General features: G+C 68.6%; 14 protein-coding genes. 7 read left to right on the top strand and 7 right to left on the bottom strand.

Annotation, left to right across the window (positions count from 1 at the left end):
* The first annotated feature begins 62 nt into the window (after window positions 1-62).
* Genes nuoL through ACQEVJ_RS42050 form a run of 4 tightly spaced genes read left to right on the top strand, consistent with a single transcriptional unit; the run spans window position 63 to window position 5,969 of the window.
* Window positions 63-1,904, top strand: coding sequence for an NADH-quinone oxidoreductase subunit L (gene nuoL / locus ACQEVJ_RS42065; RefSeq protein WP_433110617.1), 1,842 nt, complete (start codon window positions 63-65; stop codon window positions 1,902-1,904).
* A complete protein-coding gene (locus tag ACQEVJ_RS42060) occupies window positions 1,904-3,409 on the top strand; it encodes an NADH-quinone oxidoreductase subunit M (RefSeq protein WP_433110615.1) in 1,506 nt (501 codons plus the stop codon). The genes nuoL and ACQEVJ_RS42060 overlap by 1 nt, the downstream gene beginning before the upstream one ends.
* Window positions 3,409-4,962 carry an NADH-quinone oxidoreductase subunit NuoN gene (gene nuoN / locus ACQEVJ_RS42055; protein ID WP_433110613.1) on the top strand — a complete coding sequence of 518 codons (1,554 nt, stop codon included), beginning with the start codon at window positions 3,409-3,411 and terminating at the stop codon, window positions 4,960-4,962. The genes ACQEVJ_RS42060 and nuoN overlap by 1 nt, the downstream gene beginning before the upstream one ends.
* Before the next feature lie 11 nt (window positions 4,963-4,973).
* Window positions 4,974-5,969 (top strand): polyprenyl synthetase family protein, encoded by a 996-nt coding sequence (locus tag ACQEVJ_RS42050; RefSeq protein WP_433110611.1) that lies wholly within the window; start codon window positions 4,974-4,976, stop codon window positions 5,967-5,969.
* 121 nt (window positions 5,970-6,090) lie between these two features.
* On the opposite strand, the gene ACQEVJ_RS42045 is transcribed toward ACQEVJ_RS42050, so the two are convergent.
* On the bottom strand, window positions 6,091-6,834 hold the full coding sequence (locus ACQEVJ_RS42045) for an SDR family oxidoreductase (RefSeq protein ID WP_433110609.1): 744 nt from the start codon (window positions 6,832-6,834) through the stop codon (window positions 6,091-6,093).
* 77 nt (window positions 6,835-6,911) lie between these two features.
* Here ACQEVJ_RS42045 and ACQEVJ_RS42040 point away from each other — a divergent pair, with 77 nt between their 5' ends.
* Window positions 6,912-7,385: an RrF2 family transcriptional regulator gene (locus tag ACQEVJ_RS42040; protein WP_433110607.1), complete on the top strand. Its 474-nt coding sequence runs from the start codon at window positions 6,912-6,914 to the stop codon at window positions 7,383-7,385.
* Between the two features lie 2 nt (window positions 7,386-7,387).
* On the opposite strand, the gene ACQEVJ_RS42035 is transcribed toward ACQEVJ_RS42040, so the two are convergent.
* Window positions 7,388-8,215 (bottom strand): TIGR03621 family F420-dependent LLM class oxidoreductase, encoded by an 828-nt coding sequence (locus ACQEVJ_RS42035; RefSeq protein WP_433110605.1) that lies wholly within the window; start codon window positions 8,213-8,215, stop codon window positions 7,388-7,390.
* A gap of 75 nt (window positions 8,216-8,290) precedes the next feature.
* Window positions 8,291-9,196 (bottom strand): EamA family transporter RarD, encoded by a 906-nt coding sequence (rarD, locus tag ACQEVJ_RS42030; protein WP_433110603.1) that lies wholly within the window; start codon window positions 9,194-9,196, stop codon window positions 8,291-8,293.
* 134 nt (window positions 9,197-9,330) lie between these two features.
* Here rarD and msrA point away from each other — a divergent pair, with 134 nt between their 5' ends.
* Window positions 9,331-9,993 (top strand): peptide-methionine (S)-S-oxide reductase MsrA, encoded by a 663-nt coding sequence (gene msrA / locus ACQEVJ_RS42025; protein WP_433113246.1) that lies wholly within the window; start codon window positions 9,331-9,333, stop codon window positions 9,991-9,993.
* Window positions 9,994-10,606: 613 nt separating this feature from the next.
* On the opposite strand, the gene ACQEVJ_RS42020 is transcribed toward msrA, so the two are convergent.
* From ACQEVJ_RS42020 to ACQEVJ_RS42010, 3 genes are all read right to left on the bottom strand, one after another.
* Window positions 10,607-11,131 carry a hypothetical protein gene (locus ACQEVJ_RS42020; RefSeq protein WP_433110601.1) on the bottom strand — a complete coding sequence of 175 codons (525 nt, stop codon included), beginning with the start codon at window positions 11,129-11,131 and terminating at the stop codon, window positions 10,607-10,609.
* A 324-nt stretch (window positions 11,132-11,455) separates the two neighbouring features.
* Complete coding sequence (locus ACQEVJ_RS42015) at window positions 11,456-11,755, bottom strand: hypothetical protein (RefSeq protein ID WP_433110599.1); 300 nt, start codon at window positions 11,753-11,755, stop codon at window positions 11,456-11,458.
* A gap of 13 nt (window positions 11,756-11,768) precedes the next feature.
* Entirely contained in the window at window positions 11,769-12,110 is a 342-nt protein-coding gene (locus tag ACQEVJ_RS42010; protein WP_433110597.1) for a hypothetical protein, read from the bottom strand.
* 131 nt (window positions 12,111-12,241) lie between these two features.
* On the opposite strand from ACQEVJ_RS42010, the gene ACQEVJ_RS42005 reads away from it, so the two are divergent.
* Window positions 12,242-12,511, top strand: coding sequence for a GntR family transcriptional regulator (locus tag ACQEVJ_RS42005; RefSeq protein ID WP_076437814.1), 270 nt, complete (start codon window positions 12,242-12,244; stop codon window positions 12,509-12,511).
* A gap of 198 nt (window positions 12,512-12,709) precedes the next feature.
* On the opposite strand, the gene ACQEVJ_RS42000 is transcribed toward ACQEVJ_RS42005, so the two are convergent.
* Window positions 12,710-14,107 carry a replication initiator gene (locus tag ACQEVJ_RS42000; RefSeq protein ID WP_433110595.1) on the bottom strand — a complete coding sequence of 466 codons (1,398 nt, stop codon included), beginning with the start codon at window positions 14,105-14,107 and terminating at the stop codon, window positions 12,710-12,712.
* Window positions 14,108-14,572: the final 465 nt, after the last annotated feature.

Here is a 14,572-nt window from a genome sequence, read left to right as displayed (position 1 = left end):
TGGCCGTGGAACCCGCTGAGATCATCCAGCACTCCGGCGGAGCGATCGGAGCAGCCTGGCTCATGATCGCTCTGCCCCTGGTGGGAGCGGCGGTCCTCCTGCTTGGCGGCCGGAGGACCGACAAGTTCGGCCACCTGCTGGGCGTGCTCATGGCCGTCGCGTCCTTCGTGGTGGCGGCGCTGTCGTTCGCGCAGCTGCTCGGCTTCGCCCCCGGCGAGCGCCGCCGCGGGATCGAGCTGTACGACTTCATCCCGGGCCTGGCGAAGGTGGGGCTGCTGGTCGACCCGCTCTCGATCTCGTTCTGCCTGCTGATCACCGGTGTGGGTTCGCTGATCCACATCTACTCGATCGGCTACATGGCGCACGACCCGAACAGGCGGCGGTTCTTCGCCTACCTCAACCTGTTCGTCGCGGCGATGCTCCTGCTGGTGCTGGCCGACAACTACGTGGCCCTGTTCGTCGGCTGGGAGGGCGTCGGTCTCGCGTCGTACCTGCTGATCGGGTTCTGGCAGCACAAGCCCTCGGCGGCGACCGCGGCCAAGAAGGCGTTCATCGTCAACCGCGTCGGCGACTTCGGCCTGCTGATCGGCATCTTCACGATCTTCGCGACGTTCCACACGCTGGCCTTCAACGACGTTCTCGCGAACGCCTCCAAGGCGTCCTCGGGCACGCTCACCGCGATCGGCCTGCTGCTGCTGGTCGGCGCCTGCGGTAAGTCGGCGCAGCTCCCGCTGCAGTCCTGGCTCCTCGACGCGATGGAGGGCCCGACCCCGGTCTCGGCCCTCATCCACGCCGCGACCATGGTCACCGCCGGCGTCTACCTGATCGTCCGGTCCGGCCCGATCTTCCAGGGCGCCGAGGTCGCGCAGCTCGTGGTGACGATCGTCGGCGTCGCGACGCTGCTCGCCGGTGCGATCATCGGTACCGCCAAGGACGACATCAAGAAGGCGCTGGCCGGTTCGACGATGTCGCAGATCGGCTACATGGTGCTCGCCGCGGGCATCGGCCCGGCGGGCTACGCCTTCGCGATCGCCCACCTGATCACGCACGGCTTCTTCAAGGCCGACATGTTCCTCGGCGCCGGCTCGGTCATGCACGCCATGAACGACGAGGTCGACATGCGCAAGTACGGCGCGCTGCGCAAGGTCATGCCGATCACGTTCGTGACGTTCCTCATCGGCTACCTGGCGATCATCGGGTTCCCGCTGCTGTCCGGCTACTTCACCAAGGACGGCATCATCGAGACCGCGATGGAGCACAACGCGATCCTCGGCTGGCTGGCCGTGCTCGGCGCGGGCATCACCGGCTTCTACATGTCGCGTCTGGTGTTCATGACGTTCTTCGGCACCAAGCGCTGGGAGCCCACGGCCCACCCGCACGAGTCGCCCGCCGTCATGACCTGGCCGCTGATCATCCTGTCGGTCGGCTCGATCGGGCTGGGCGCGTTCCTGATCCTGGGCAACCGGTTCATGACCTTCCTCTCGCCGGCCGTCGGCGCGCCGGAGGAGATGCCGTCGTTCCACCCGTTCAGCCTCACCGGTCTGGTCACGCTCGCGCTCGTCGCGGTCGGCGCGGCCCTCGCCTGGGTCAAGTACGGCAGGGCCGAGGTGCCCGCGGTGGCCCCGCGCGCCTCGTTCCTCACCACCTTCGCCCGTCGTGACCTGTACGGCGACGCCCTGAACGAGGCGCTGTTCATGCGCCCCGGCCAGTGGCTGACCCGCTTGGCCGTGTTCTTCGACAACCGCGGCGTCGACGGCCTCGTGAACGGACTGGCCGCCGGCATCGGCGGCACGTCCGGGCGTCTGCGCAGGGTCCAGACCGGGTTCGTCCGCTCGTACGCGCTGTCGATATTCCTGGGCGCCGCCATCCTGGCCGGTGCCTGGCTCGTCGTAGGGAACCTGTGATGCCCTGGCTTTCAACCCTGATGGGCGTGTCCGTACTCGGCGCGCTGGGCGTGACCCTTGTCCGCAACGACAAGCTCGCCAAGCAGTTCACCCTCGTGGTGTCGCTGATCGTGCTGGCGCTGACCGTCGCCATGGCGGTCCAGTTCAGCCCGAACGGCGACAAGTTCCAGTTCGCCGAGACGTACGACTGGATTCCCGCGTTCGGCGTCCACTACGGCGTCGCCGTGGACGGCATCGCCCTGGTGCTGATCCTGCTGTCGGTGATCCTCGTGCCGATCGTGGTGCTCGCCTCCTGGCATGACGCCGAGGCCGGCAAGCGCTCGGTCCGGACGTACTTCTCGCTGCTGCTCGTGCTCGAGGCCATGATGATCGGCGTCTTCGCGGCGACCGACGTCTTCCTCTTCTACGTCTTCTTCGAAGCCATGCTGATCCCGATGTACTTCATGATCGGGTCGTACGGCGGGGCGCAGCGGTCGTACGCGGCCGTGAAGTTCCTGCTGTACTCGCTGTTCGGCGGGCTCCTGATGCTGGTGGCGGTGATCGCGCTCTACTCGATCGCCGGCAAGGGCACGTTCATGTTCACCGACCTGGTCGGCACCATCCAGGACGTGACGACGCAGAAGTGGCTGTTCCTCGGCTTCTTCATCGCCTTCGCGATCAAGGCGCCGCTGTGGCCGTTCCACACCTGGCTGCCGGACGCCGCCGCGCAGGCCCCGGCCGGCGCCGCCGTCCTGCTGGTCGGCGTGCTGGACAAGGTCGGCACGTACGGCATGCTGCGCTTCTGCCTCGAGCTCTTCCCCGACGCCGCGAAGTTCTTCACGCCGCTGGTCATCACGCTGTCGGTGATCGGCATCGTGTACGGCGCGATCGTGGCCATCGGGCAGACCGACATGAAGCGGCTCATCGCGTACACCTCGGTGTCGCACTTCGGCTTCATCGCGATGGGCGTGTTCGCGATGACCACCAGCGCGGGCTCGGGCGCAACGCTCTACATGGTCAACCACGGCTTCTCGACCGGCGCGCTGTTCCTGATCGCGGGCTTCCTCATCTACCGCAGGGGCTCGCAGTTCATCGCCGACTACGGCGGTGTGCAGAAGGTGGCCCCGATCCTCGCCGGTACGTTCCTGGTGGCCGGTCTGTCCAGCCTCTCGCTGCCCGGTCTCAGCACGTTCGTCAGCGAGTTCATGGTGCTGACCGGCACCTACCAGCGCTACGTCGTCCCGGCCGTGATCGCGACGGTCGGCGTCATCCTCGCCGCGATCTACATCCTGTGGATGTACCAGCGGACGATGAACGGCCCGACGGCCGAGTCGGTCAAGTCGCTGCCCGACCTCAACGCCAGGGAGAAGTGGGTGGTGGCGCCGCTCGTCGCGCTGCTGCTGGTGTTCGGCTTCTATCCCAAGCCGCTGCTCGACGTGATCAATCCCGCCGTGAAGGACACGCTGTCCAGTGTCTCCGTCACGGACCCGAAGCCGGCCGTACCCGTTGCTCAGGAGGGCCAGTAGTGAACGGCACCATTCAGGCGCCGAGTATCGAGTACGCCCTCCTGGCGCCGGTGCTCGTCGTCTTCGGCGCGGCGATCGTCGGAGTGCTGGTGGAGGCATTCGCCCCGCGCTACCTGCGCTCGGCGATCCACCTGCCGCTCACGCTGCTGTCGCTGGCCGGCGCGTTCGCGCTGGCCGTCTGGCAGGCGATCAAGGGTGTGCCCACCAAGCCCGCCGCGATGGGCGCGGTGGCCGTGGACGGCCCGGCCCTGTTCATCTGGGGCACGATCCTCATCCTCGCCTTCGTGAGCGTGCTGCTCATCAAGGACGAGGAGCACTTCGTCGGTTCCGCGGCGGCCGTGCCCGGCTCGGCCGAGGAGGAGCAGTCGCTCGTCGAGCGCGCCGCGCACACCGAGGTCTACCCGCTGCTGCTGTTCGCGGTCGGCGGCATGCTGCTGTTCCCGGCGGCCAACGACCTGCTCGTGGCGTTCGTCGCCCTCGAGGTCATGTCGCTGCCGCTGTACCTGCTGTGCGGCCTGGCCCGGCGCCGCCGCCTGCTGTCGCAGGAGGCCGCGGTCAAGTACTTCCTGCTCGGCGCGTTCTCCTCGGCCTTCTTCCTGTACGGCACGGCCCTGATCTACGGCTACGCCGGATCGATCGACCTCGCGAAGATCAACCAGGCGCTGGGGACGGTCGGCGGCCAGGACACGCTGCTCTACATCGGCGCGGCCATGCTCGGCGTCGGCCTGCTGTTCAAGATCGGCGCCGCGCCGTTCCAGGCGTGGAAGCCGGACGTCTACCAGGGCGCGCCCACGCCCATCACCGCGCTGATGGCCTCCGGAACCCTGGTGGCCGCCTTCGGCGCGCTGATGCGGGTGTTCTGGGTCGGCCTCGGCGGTCTCGACTGGGACTGGCGTCCGGTGCTCTACGGCGTGGCGATTCTCACGATGGTGGTCGGCGCGATCCTCGCGATCACGCAGACCGACATCAAGCGGATGCTCGCCTACTCGTCGATCGCGCACGGCGGCTTCCTGCTCATCGGTGTCGTCGCCACCGGCCGCACCCAGGCGGAGAACACCTCGGCCCTGTCCGGCCTGCTGTTCTACCTGGTGGCGTATGGTTTCACCACGGTCGGCGCGTTCGCCATCGTCACGATGGTGCGCGACGCGGGCGGCGAGGCGTGGCACCTGTCCCGGTGGGCCGGGCTGGGCAAGCGTTCGCCGTTGCTGGCCGGGACGTTCGCGTTCTTCCTGCTGGCCTTCGCCGGCATCCCGCTGACCAGCGGGTTCTTCGGGAAGTACGCGGTCTTCCAGGCGGCCGTCGCCAACGGCGCCATGCCGCTGGTCATTATTGGTGTGGTGGCCTCGGCCGTCGCCGCGTTCTTCTACGTCCGTGTGATCGTGCTGATGTTCTTCAGCGACCCGGCCGCCGACGGCCCGTCCGTCGTGCTGCCGTCGCGGGGCACCGCGGCTGTGGTCGGTATCGCGGCATTGGCTACGGTAGTTCTCGGGGTGTACCCCCAGCCCGTGCTGGACCTCGCGCACACGGCTGCACAGTCCCTGTTCGTCCGATAGGAGATCTCCGTATGGCCGCGCCGCCCGTTGTGGACATTCCTCTCGTCGACGAGCGGCTGGCCGACGACCTCGGCAACGGGCTCGCGGCGGTGGAGAAGCTGCTGCGCTCGTCGGTCGAGAGTGAGGACGCCTTCGTCACCGAGACGTCCAGGCACCTCATCGAGGCGGGCGGCAAGCGGTTCCGGGCGATGCTCGTGCTGCTGGCCGCCCAGTTCGGCAACCCGGACGCCCCGGGCGTCGTGTCCGGGGCCGTCGTCATCGAGCTGACCCACCTGGCCACGCTCTACCACGACGACGTGATGGACGAGGCCCCGGTGCGCCGGGGCTCCCCGTCCGCCAACGCCCGGTGGGACAACACCGTGGCCATCCTCACCGGCGACTACCTGTTCGCCCAGGCGTCGGAGATCCTCGCCGACCTCGGCAGCGAGCTCATCCGGATCCAGGCGCGTACGTTCTCCCGCCTGGTGCGCGGCCAGATCCGCGAGACGATCGGGCCCGCCGAGGGCCGCGACGCGATCGCCCACTACATCAGCGTGCTGGCCGACAAGACCGGCTCCCTCATCGCCACCTCGGGCCGCTTCGGTGCCATGCTCGCCGGCGCTCCCGCCGACGTGGTCGAGCGCCTGACCGACGCCTGCGAGGCGATCGGCGTGGCCTGGCAACTCGGCGACGATCTCATCGACGTGGCCGCGCCCACGGCCGACTCGGGCAAGACCCCCGGCACCGACCTGCGCGAGGGCGTCCGCACGCTCCCCGTGCTGTATGCCCTGGCCTCCGGCGACCCCGCCGACGCCCGGCTGCGCACCCTGCTGTCGGGGCCCGTCGCCGAGGACGACGTCGACGAGGCGCTGACGCTGCTGCGGGCCAACCGGGCCATGGACCAGGCCCGCGAGGAGCTCATCCGCTGGACCGACAGGGCCAAGGAGGCCCTCTCCGGCCTGCCCGACATCCCCGCCCGTACGGCCCTCGTCGCCCTGTGCGACTACGTCGTCGAGCGCACGGGCTGACCATCTCGTAGGGGACCATTGGCCGGGTGAGGATCACCCGGCCGGCGGCGTCCGCATCCCGGCGGCCGAAAGGTCCCCGTCTGGCAGTGGGCCGAGCTGAAATAGACGCGGGCAGCGCGCTCTAGCGCTGGGCCGCCAGCCACTCGTCGAAGGTGGTCGGCGCGATGCGGGCGCCCTCCCCGGGCAGCAGCACGTCGCCGGCCATCGCTGTGCCGAAGATTCCCGACCAGGTCGGCACGAGCTTGACCGTCCGGCCGCGGGCCGCGTAGGTGCGCCGGGCCATGTCGACGAGGTCCTGCGGCTCGGGACCGGCCACGTCGGCGTAGCGCCCCCGTGGCTCGCCCACAGCGATCTCGGCGAGGACGCCGGCCACGTCCGCGGGCGCGATCGGCTGCACCAGCAGCGGTGGGATCACGGCGACGCCGTCCTGTTCGGTCCAGCCCGCTATCATCTCGGCGAAGTCGTGGAACTGCGCGACCGGGACGATCGTCCACGGCACAGAACCGGCGGACACCAGGCGCTCCTGCTCCCGCTTGCCGGCGTAGTGGGCGTTGCCCTCCACCCGGTGGATGCCGATGATCGAGAGCAGCACGTGGTGGCGGACGCCCGCCCGCTCCTCGGCGGCCAGCAGGTTCCTGGTGGTCGTGCCGAAGTACTCCACCACTGTGTCCGGGTCGTTCGCCGGCCCGTTCGTCGCGTCGACGACCGCCTCGACGCCGTCCAGGGCCTTGTCGAGCCCCTCGCCCGTCAGCAGGTCCACGCCGAGGGAACGGCTGACGCGTACGACGTCGTGCCCGTCCCGTTCGAGAGCGGCGACGGTGAGCGACCCGATGTTCCCGGTGGCGCCGGCGACTGCGATTCGCATGATCTCTCCTTCGCTAGACGCCTCGGATGCTATCTCGGACAAAATAGATCCGCAAAGTCTCCAATACACTGGAGGGCATGAAGCTGCCTGCGAGCACCGAGTGGGTGTTGCACTGCGCCACCACGCTGGCGCAGCTCGAGCCGGGAGCCACCGCGTCGGCGGCACAGCTCGCGGAGTATTACGACGTTCCGGCGCCCTACCTGGCCAAGCAGTTGCAGGCGCTCGTCAGAGCCGGTGTGCTGGCCGCGATGACGGGCCCGAGAGGCGGATTCCGGCTCGCGCGGGCGGCTTCCGACATCACGTTGCTGCAGATCGTCGAGGCCGTCGACGGCGCCTCCTCGCCGTACGAGTGCCGCGAGATCCGCCAGCAGGGACGGGGGGCGCTGCCTCCCGAGGACTGCCTGCGCATCTGCGTCCTCGCCGAGAAGATGGCCGAGGCGCACCGTGCGTGGCGGAGCAGCCTCACCGGGGTCACGCTCGCCGACATCCTCGCCGAGTTGCCCTCGGGGGCGCCTGCCCGCACCCGGTCACGCCTTTCGGCCACACGGTGACTTCAGCGGCCGGCGAGGAGTTCGACGACGGGGGCGAGGGCGTCGGCGAAGAAGCCGTTGACGGTGATGTAGGAGAGGCCCAACTCGTCTCGGCGGCGCAGCAGCGTGTCGGCCATCTCGCGGGGCGAGCCGCGCAGCACGGAGACGGCGTCGGCCGAGGTGGTGCGCAACCCTTCGGGCACCCACGGGGGCGGCTCGTCGCCGATCTGGAGCAGGTTCATGCTCAGCTCGATGTCGTCGAATCTCGCCCCGGCCAACTCCCGCAGCGTGCCGACGGGCCCGCGCAGGCCCTCCTCCGGCGTGTCGGCCGGGACGGCGAGCGCGACGATGTCCGCCTCCTGCGCGGCCAGCGTCAGCATGCGGGGACCGGCCCCGGCGACCAGGACGGGCGGCCCCTGGCGTTGCACGGTGGTCCTGCTCCTGGCGAAGGCCGCCCGCACCTCGCCGATCACCGACCGGACCAGCGCGACGCGCTCGCCCGCCGTGCCGTACGGCATGCCGAGCGCCCGGGCCTCGTCCTCGGCGGCGGGACGGCCGGCCCCCACGCCGACCTCCAGCCGTCCGCCGGACAGGAAGTCGAGCCCGGCGAGCTCGTGCGCGAGCTGCGGGGGATTGCGGTAGGGCGCGGCCAGCACGAACGTGCCCACGCGCAGCGTCGTCGTGACGGTGGCCGCGGCGGTCATCGCGAGCAGCGGCGGCAGCGTCCCCAGCGTGTCGGGGACGAGCAGGGTCGAGTAGCCGAGGTCCTCGGCATGGCGGGCCGTCGCCGTCCACGCGGCGGCGTCGGCGGCCAGGCCGGCGACGATCCCGAAGCGGAATTCCTTGCTCATGCCGCCGATCCTCGCCGTTCCCGCCGGTCCCGTCGTCCTCCCGCCGGAGGCGGACGCCGTACTCCGGGAGGCGTACTAGACGGTCTCGAGCGCGGCCGCGCGTTCCTGCCGGGACGTACGGGCGGAGCGGACGCTGTCCCAGGTGAAGACGCTCAGCGCGAGCCAGACGACCACGAACCCGGCCCACCGGCTGGCGGGCATCGTCTCGTGGGCGATCAGCACCCCGCACAGGAACTGGAGCACCGGGGCGATGTACTGGAGCAGGCCGAGGACGGTGAGCGGAACCCGCAGCGCGGCGGCCGTGAAGAGCATCAGCGGCACCGCGGTGATGAGGCCGGCCGCCATCAGCAGCAGCGTGTGACCGAGACCGTGACCGCCGAAGGTGCCGGTGTCGTTCGCCTGCAGGACGAGCACATAGCCCAGGGCAGGCACCAGCAGCACGAGCGTCTCGATGGTCAGGCTCTCCGCGCTGCCCACCCCCGCCGCCTTCTTGATCAGGCCGTACGTGCCGAAGCTCACGGCGAGCACGAGGGCGATCCAGGGGAGGCGCCCGTAGCCGAGCGTCAGGATGAGGACCGCGAGCGTGCCCAGCCCGACGGCGAACCACTGCCACGGACGCAGCCGCTCACGGAAGATCAGTACTCCGAACAGCACGCTGACCAGCGGATTGATGAAGTAGCCGAGCGCGCTTTCCACCACGTGGCCGGCGTTGACGGCGTAGATGTAGACGCCCCAGTTGACCGAGACCGTGACGGCCGCGAGGGCGAGGAGGATCATCTGGCGGCGCGTCATCGTGCGGATCCACGACCAGTGGCGGCGTACGGCGAGGACCGTGATCACCACGACCAGCGACCAGACCATCCGGTGGGCGAGGATCTCCACGGCGCCGGACGGCTTGAGCAGAGGCCAGTAGAGAGGGAACAGACCCCACATCGTGTAGGCGGCGACGCCATATAGGACACCGCGGCGCGTATCAGGCATGAAGCCTATATTTGCTGCTTACCTAGATTCAGCACAAATAAGGGTCTCTATGCCTGAGATTTAGAGGCGCTTATGTAAGGAACAAGGCCGCCCGGCGTCTGGTTGGTGATGGCAGAGCGGAAGGAAGGTTCGTGATGGGCTGGCTGTTCGGCACAGACAAGACGACGATGGTGGACCCCGCGGACGCCCTGCCGGGCCGTGCCGAGGTCATGCCGGTGGCCACCCGCCACCAGGTCCTCGGTGGGCCGCTGGCTCCGCCGTATCCCGAGGGTACCGAGATCGCCGAGTTCGGGCTGGGCTGTTTCTGGGGTGCCGAGCGCAAGTTCTGGCAGACCCCCGGGGTCGTCTCGACCGCCGTGGGCTACGCGGGCGGCTACACGCCGAACCCTACGTACGAGGAGGTCTGCACCGGCCTGACCGGACACACCGAGGTCGTCCGGGTGGTCTTCGACCCGGCCGAGGTGTCGTACGAGGAGCTCCTGAAGGTGTTCTGGGAGGCCCACGACCCCACACAGGGCATGCGCCAGGGCAACGACGTCGGCACGCAGTACCGGTCGGCCGTCTACACCCACGGCCCGGAGCAGGCCAAGGCGGCCGTGACGTCCCGGGACGCGTACCAGGAGGTGCTCACCCAGGCCGGGTACGGCGAGATCACCACCGAGATCGCCCCCGCCGGCGAGTTCTACTTCGCCGAGGATTATCACCAGCAGTACCTTTTCCGCAACATTAACGGCTACTGCGGGATCGGAGGCACGGGAGTCGCCTGTCCGATCGGCTTGACCTCTGGAGAGGCCTGACCTGCGGTAACTGACTGATCCTGGCCCTTGGCCGCCCGGCAAGCCCGGTGTCGGCCGAGGGCCAGAGCCATCTTCGGCGAGAACCTTCACTACAGGGTCAAGGCGACGGCGCTCCGCGCCGCCGCGCGGCTCTGCGTCCGCTCGGCGGCCGGGCATGCGGCCTGGGGGCCGGTCCCGGCCGCCAGCGACTCGGGCCGCGCGCAGCGTACAGGAAAGCCATTTAGTTAACCTTTTTCATCCTGGCGATCGAGCCCAAGTGCTGGAGCGATGCATGGCTCGGAAAGGCCGACCCTGACGGCTGCGCCGCTCCCGACCAGGAAGGATGGCGACGTCATGACCTCTGACCTGCGAGGATCGGTGCCGCATCTGGACGAGCTGCAGCGGCGGCTGCCGCTCGCGGCAGTGGCACTGCTGCGCGAGATGACCGGTTGCACCTCCGCTACGTCGACGTCCAGGTCGGACGGCGTGTCGAGTCGGCATCGGTTACGCGCCTTATCATGTCGAGGTCCTCCCGGCCTCCGCCAGAGTCAGGTCCTGGCTGCGTATCCACGCCTTCACTCCTCGGCGAGGTCGCCCATCGGCACGGAAATCGGTCCTGTCCTACGTTGGGACGTCACTTCGCATTGCGCCAGTAGGTGAGCGTGCGACTCGTGCTCTTGACTACTTGGGGGATGGACTCATTTTGTGGCCAGATCTGCAGCAGATAACGATCGATGACGGCATCCGTCGAGCAGTCCGCTTCTGTGGCCCGGTCCATGTGGACGGCGTGATACCGCAATCGGTACCAGCCCGGGCCCGACGACAAGTCGGGTAGCTTGTGAAATCCCTCGCCTCCCCACTCGATAAGGAAGATTCGTCCTGATTGGGTGTGGAAGCTGATTTCCACGATGTCCTCGTACTCGTTGACGTCCGGCTCTGGATCGCGGTCCGACACGGTCACCGAGAAGCCGACCGTCCCCGTGTGCAGGCCCGTGACCAGGAGACCTTTACCGTCCTTTACCCGAATGATGCCCACAGGGTGCTCGGGATGGTCATCTAGGAAGGTTTCCGGAGCCCACATGTCGTCGGCGAGGTCGGCGAGGTAGATCTGACGGTAGCTGACGTCGACATCGAACGACACGGTCCGATTGGTAGTCATGGTCGGGGATTTTACGGCTATAACGATTCGGAAGACCGTGCATCTCATGACGCCTGGCTGTCTCTCTAGATGGGCACCTCCGACCTCTACCGCCCCCGCTGCTCGATTGTTCGTGGCCCTTGGTCGGTGTCAACGCCGTCTGTGCGGGTTGGGTGTGGGGTTGCGGTGCAGGTCGTTGGCGGACGGACACGCGAAGACGGCATTGACACCTCGGTCGGGCCACTGATGTCGGCAGCTATCGGGGGCGGGGGAGGAGTGGCGCGGGACGTAAGTACGCGTGCGGCCCCGCCCGAGGTGAGCGGGGCCGCGTGAAGGCTGGACCATCTATCGCATCTCGCCGAGGAGTAGGGCATTCCACACCCTGCGCGCCTCCTCGATCGACCAGCGGCGTGTCTCTTCGACCTCCGGTGTGGGTTCGGTCTGGGTGGTCTTGCGGATGAACGCCTGCCCACCGGCCTGGAGCAGTTCGTAGACGACGGCTCGGCAGTCGCACGTCCACGCGAGCGCCCGCACCCGCCGGACCCCTTCGAACGGCTCATGCCAGACGAGTTTCACGTGATCTTTTTGGCGCATCTCCCAGTGCGGGCTCAGGCACTCGTCCAGGTGCGGGATGGAGGCCGCCATCAGTACCGCTGCCTTACAGTGTCCCGCCGTTGGCCCAGCCGGCGATCCGGCGGACGGCGGACTGCGGTTGGTCGACGGTGGACAGCGGAACGACGGTCCCGGACTTCGGTAGCTTGATCAGGAAGCGGCGCGGCTTGTGCTTCTGGTCGATGGTGACCGTCGCGACCTGTCCGCCGAGGCCGTAGATGTCCAGCTCCGAGACTGCCGGGTCCCAGGCTGGGAGCCCGGTCATCCGCAGGGTGATGTGGCTGATGAGCCGGGTACGGACCTCTTGGGATCGGAGTAGGTCGCTGAGGGCGGCCAGGATGCCCGCCTGCTGGTCGGCGGTCTGGTTGCTGATCGTGTTCTGACGCATGGCTCTCCCATCTGTCTCGCTGACGGGTTGAGCGTACGCCAACCTTCCTAGTCCTACCTAGCCCTTCTCCTAGGTACCTCTAGGTACCTGTGGTAACGACATGGAACGCTTTCGTTCCTACTCTTGAGCCCGTGATCGAGTTCCGGCCTGACCAGCTCAAATGGGAAGCCGTCCTCGAAGAGATACGACGCCGTATCCGGACGGGCGAATACCAGGTGGGCCACCCCATCCCTGGCGAACCCCGCATGGCCGAAGAGTTCGGCATCGCCAAGGGCACCGCACGCCGCGTCATCAACGAACTGCTCAAAGCAGGAGACGTCTACACCGTTCTCGGCAAAGGCACCTTCGTCGCCGACCCCGAGACCGGCGGCCCGCCCAGGAGAGACACCGAAGATGAGTGAAGGCCCCCGAACGAGTCGGGGGGCCTTCAGCCTTCTATCGGTTGTCAGCGAGACGATGGAAGGCGCACCAAGCGTAGAGCCGACAAGCCGAGGGCAGTAGCCTCCCCGGTGGCGCCGCCGGCCCAACCGCTTCGCGGCCCTTCGGGTGCCTACGGCATTGCGCCGGCCGCACCACTCCCGGACTCACATCCGGCAAGGTCAGGCCGATTCTTCCCGCTCACGCGCGATCCGGCGCGCTGTGGCGACGCGTTGCTGGATCATCTCAGCCCACAGGTGTTCGCCGTGCCGGTAGCCGCTTCCGGCGAAACGCCACTCACCAACCGTCACCGTCTTCCGCTCGGCAGGATCAGGCAGGCCGCGCCGTTCCCGAGCCCGCTCGGCCTGGTGATCGGCCCGCACCTGGCGCAGCGCGCCGAGCGTGGTCGAGTAGTGACGGCTCTTGGTCGAGAAGTGGCCCCGGTAGCCGAGCATGTGCGCCCACTGCCGCAGCGGGATCAGCCGGTAGGCCGGATCGTTCGCCAGGGCGAAGCAGGTGTAGATCATGCGCCGGGCGTGCTCGGTGACGTCGAGCCGTGCGACGTCGGCGACCTCCCGGATCGGCCGGTCCACGGTCCCGGCGGACTCGGCCCCCTTCGTCGCGTACTTCGCGATGTAGGCCGCCACCCGCTGATCCGCGATGCCCTCCAACCCCGTCGCGACGTAGATGGGGTCCACGTCCAGTTGCGTTCCCCACCGGCCGACGAACGACGGGTCATCGTCCGGCACGGGAACCGAGACCGCAGCCGCGGTTTCCCGAATCGCCTCCTGGAGCACCGGCACCGTTGCCCAGTCCGGTGGACGATCCGACGGACCATTCGGGCCGTCGAGACGGATCACCGCGTGGAAGTGGACCAGGCCCCGCGCCTGATACTCGGCCACCTTGGCGTACGACAGCCGCAGCCGCCGACGAAGCTCGGCCCGCGAGACGCCGAGGTGCCGGGCGAGCGTCGCGGGCAGAGCTTGAGTGAAGCGCCGCCACAGCTCACCGGCGTGCGCGTTCCACAGGACCGCGCCCCGGTAGTCGTAGCAGTCCACGCAGATCGGCTGCCCGACCTGGGGGTCATCGTCGGCATGGCGGACCCCGCAGCCTTCCGGCCTGCCGTGCTCGCACACCGGGTTGTCTCGCCGAGGACGACACGGCAGCACCTTGTCCCCCTTCACCCGGCGCGCGTGGACCGCGCCGAACGAGGGGGCCGTGAACGTGGCGAACACCCGAGGATGGGCGCTCACGTCCTCGGGCAGCCCCTTGCCGCCGCGCAGGCCGGACAGGATCAGGTGATAGGTGTCGTCCCGGTAGACCTCCGAGCAGGCCGGGCACCGGGACGCGCGACGGTTGCCGCACGCGGTCAGCAGGTACCCGGTCGGTTCGTCGGCCGTCCGGTAGACGTCCAGCACTTCCAGCCCGGCATCGAAGGTGATCCGTCGGCCTTGCAGCCGGATCGGCTGGGCGCAGCCGCCCGTCGCGCGCACCATCTCCTGCCACCGGGCGAAGTCCGGCATGGCGGCGCGCTGGGCAGCGGCGAGGACATCGGGGGAGAGGGGAGGGAGTTCGCTCACGCGGCATCCCGCCCGCTCTCCTCATCGGCGGGCTCGGTGCGGCCAGGTTCGTCGGCCAGCACGGCACCGAGAACGGTGGCCACCCGGTGCCACTTGTCGGCAGACCAACGAGGAGACTCGGCGGCTTTGCGTCTGCCCCACTCCTGGGCAGACATGGGGGTCGGTGTGGTCAGCTGGGCTCCTTTCCTCGCGGGTGGAGCCACCGCCGCGCATGCGGAACAGACGCCGCGCACCGTGAGCCAGCAGCCGAACGGCCGAACACGGGCACGTCAGCGAGAGAACCTGGGAGTGTGCGACCAGAAAGTGAAAGGGCGTGACGCCTGCCGCTGGGCCGGGTCCCTCCAGCGGTACGGCGTTGGTTATTTTGTTTGCCGCCCGGATCTCATGCACGCCGGAAAATGGGTCGCGTAGCTTCTCGCCTATGTCATTCCGTCAGGGAGACGGTGACTTCTTGCAGTTCTGTTC

This window comes from Microbispora sp. CA-102843, assembly GCF_050936215.1.
In the GTDB taxonomy this organism is placed as follows: Bacteria; Actinomycetota; Actinomycetes; order Streptosporangiales; family Streptosporangiaceae; genus Microbispora.
The sequence above is the reverse complement of the archived record's forward strand: the minus strand, read 5'-3'. Positions and strand labels throughout refer to the sequence as shown.

What these genes read in the sequence shown, in the direction of transcription:
- nuoL (WP_433110617.1), top strand. Translation starts at nt 63, where the DNA reads ATGATCGCTCTGCCCCTGGTGGGAGCGGCGGTCCTCCTGCTTGGCGGC.
- ACQEVJ_RS42060 (WP_433110615.1), top strand. Translation starts at nt 1,904, where the DNA reads ATGCCCTGGCTTTCAACCCTGATGGGCGTGTCCGTACTCGGCGCGCTG.
- ACQEVJ_RS42050 (WP_433110611.1), top strand. Translation starts at nt 4,974, where the DNA reads ATGGCCGCGCCGCCCGTTGTGGACATTCCTCTCGTCGACGAGCGGCTG.
- ACQEVJ_RS42045 (WP_433110609.1), bottom strand. Translation starts at nt 6,834, where the DNA reads ATGCGAATCGCAGTCGCCGGCGCCACCGGGAACATCGGGTCGCTCACC.
- ACQEVJ_RS42040 (WP_433110607.1), top strand. Translation starts at nt 6,912, where the DNA reads ATGAAGCTGCCTGCGAGCACCGAGTGGGTGTTGCACTGCGCCACCACG.
- ACQEVJ_RS42035 (WP_433110605.1), bottom strand. Translation starts at nt 8,215, where the DNA reads ATGAGCAAGGAATTCCGCTTCGGGATCGTCGCCGGCCTGGCCGCCGAC.
- rarD (WP_433110603.1), bottom strand. Translation starts at nt 9,196, where the DNA reads ATGCCTGATACGCGCCGCGGTGTCCTATATGGCGTCGCCGCCTACACG.
- msrA (WP_433113246.1), top strand. Translation starts at nt 9,331, where the DNA reads ATGGGCTGGCTGTTCGGCACAGACAAGACGACGATGGTGGACCCCGCG.
- ACQEVJ_RS42020 (WP_433110601.1), bottom strand. Translation starts at nt 11,131, where the DNA reads ATGACTACCAATCGGACCGTGTCGTTCGATGTCGACGTCAGCTACCGT.
- ACQEVJ_RS42015 (WP_433110599.1), bottom strand. Translation starts at nt 11,755, where the DNA reads ATGGCGGCCTCCATCCCGCACCTGGACGAGTGCCTGAGCCCGCACTGG.
- ACQEVJ_RS42010 (WP_433110597.1), bottom strand. Translation starts at nt 12,110, where the DNA reads ATGCGTCAGAACACGATCAGCAACCAGACCGCCGACCAGCAGGCGGGC.